This is a genomic window from Candidatus Obscuribacterales bacterium (genome assembly GCA_036703605.1).
GTDB lineage: Bacteria > Cyanobacteriota > Cyanobacteriia > RECH01 > RECH01 > RECH01.
This window is the reverse complement of the sequence record DATNRH010000871.1, coordinates 1-2,164: the sequence shown is the minus strand read 5'-3', so window position 1 is coordinate 2,164 and position 2,164 is coordinate 1. Positions and strand designations below refer to the sequence as shown.

2 protein-coding genes and 1 pseudogene are annotated in these 2,164 nt (G+C 50.8%); all 3 read right to left on the bottom strand.

Annotated features, from left to right (window positions below):
• Positions 1-464: 464 nt before the first annotated feature.
• Positions 465-614 (bottom strand): annotated as a pseudogene (locus V6D20_17985) (IS4 family transposase).
• A 179-nt stretch (positions 615-793) separates the two neighbouring features.
• Positions 794-1,318, bottom strand: coding sequence for a GNAT family N-acetyltransferase (locus V6D20_17980; GenBank protein ID HEY9817672.1), 525 nt, complete (start codon positions 1,316-1,318; stop codon positions 794-796).
• On the bottom strand, positions 1,318-2,164 hold an 847-nt coding region (locus V6D20_17975), incomplete at its 5' end, for a hypothetical protein (GenBank protein HEY9817671.1). The genes V6D20_17980 and V6D20_17975, both read right to left, overlap by 1 nt.

Genomic DNA, 2,164 nt, shown 5'->3' with positions numbered 1-2,164 from the left:
ACAGCAGTGGGCTGTTCTGGCAGACTAGTCAGGAGCTGGCGCAAAAAGTCTTGGGTGGGCCCGGTGCGGATGGGGAGATCCGGCGCGCCGTGGGAGATGAAGAAGGTGGGGAGAGTCATGGGTCGGCGGGGTAATGTAATTCGTAGTTAGATTGTTTTAGTTAGTACAAAAGCCTAAAAAACGTCAGCGTGTAAGGATCTGCGTAGAGGTCTCCTGGGTGGCAGAGACTATGCCTAGGGATCCTCGGTGGGTCTCTACTTTGAGGGACATGTGAGTTGTGAAGATCAGAATAGCGATCGCTAAGAGGACAGCAAGCAGTGCAAGCGAAGGAGGAGTTATCCACTGATTCTTCTAGCTCAAATAGTCTGTACTAGAACTATTACGACTTTAAGATAGCACCTCTGGATTGCGATCGCAATTCCACGCCAAAACTTTTCTCATATCCTTAACGGGTGACAACACACTTAGAGCGCTTGCTGCATCAAGGATAGAGCATAGAACCCGCGATGAAAATAGAGGCGTTTATGGGGTTTAAGTGCTATTCATTGGAGCACCCAGTCACGCCATACTTCCATGGCATTGATCCATTGTTGACCATAGAGACCGAGACTAAAGCCAAGCGTCTAGTTTCAGGCTATGAAATTCCCGGTCGCCCAATATCAGCACCCGATAGGGCTTAAATACCGACAGTGCCGTATTGATAAGCCGCTGTTATGTTTTGAGGTTACTTTCACCAAGAGCAACAATGGGATTTAGCAAAAAACATAAGCAATCGCCAGACCTGGATAAATGCTTAAGACTGATAGTTCATATCTCGTGTAGGTAACCCCTGAAGGATTGCTCGTGGAGATTTACCTGCTAAACTTGCAAGTTGTCGGAGTGCTTTGCCACTGACGTTGTATTCATGAGTGCCAAAGCAGACTGCTATCCGCTCATATAAGCGCGCAGCTTTTCCGGAGAGCGCCTGCCCCCGCATGTAAGTCCAGCCCAGGTTGGTGATTTCAGCAGCGATCGCACACAACAGGGCAACTCCCAACCCCCGGCAGCGATAGGCGGGGTCTACGTACATATCGATGCATTCCGCGCCATGGGAACAATGGTGCAAGTCGTAGTGAGGTAGCCAGGCGGCAAAGCCCACGAGTTTCTGGTCGCAGTGGATGACGGTCATGCGAAAGCAGCCGCTGGCGTAGTCACGTTTGAAGGTCGCGAGGGAGCAGGGCCAGGAGGGCATGTTCAGGTTTTGGCGCACGTAGTCGTCGATTAGCTGAGCGACCTGGTCTAAATTGTCGATGGTTGCGGTAGAGGCTTGATATGCCATCAGTTTGATACGGAATACTGACAAACGACAAAGATGTCTTCAAGTTGATCAGGGGTAACGTCCTCTGCTGTTAGTGTCCAGGTGCTGGAGTTTGTGACCTCACTCTCCGAGTCAACCTGTGCCCAGGGTAAGGGGTGGTCAGGGGTTGCAGAATCAAAGCTGATACCATTCCCAGATTGAGCATCCGGTGGAGTTAGGGTGACGCTTGAAATTACCGCATCGGGGGCGGTGTCTGCTTCTTTGAGTTTCAAGTAGAGTGTGGTTCTATTGATAGTCACTGTCTTTCCTTGAAACAGGAAGGGGAATCGTTCTGGATTGAGATTCAGTTCCAACGTATGGGGCGTATCTTCTTGCTCTGGATGCAGGAATTGATGCCACTCACCAGGAAATTCATGCTTGGCGCTGAACATGCGCATAAGGAATACGCCTTCAATGGTTTGATCAACAACGCCTCTCACATGATCTGTAGCTGCTGATTTCAATGCATCCCCACCTTCTCGTGCGGTGTAGTTTATATGGAGGATGACATCGGTAATGGTGTTGTAGTCAAACTGCCTGAATTCACTGGGCAACTCTAATCGCCACTGGCTGATGACGCCTGCGCCCTCGAAGGGAAGATAGCGTTCGTCGCCAGATATGCGGAGTTCGAAGAGGCCGCTGTCGTTTTGGGCGCTGCTAGTAGCGATGGATTGAATGCCACCGATGTTGTAGTTGAAGCGATCGTCTTCGAAGCTGCCATCCCAGGCATAGTTGCTGGTTTGGGTGCTCATGGTTGTTTTCTTGCGGGTGCGATTGCCCATGAGGGTAAGGGTGCAGCTAACGCTGGTGTAGGGGCCAGTAGCGCAG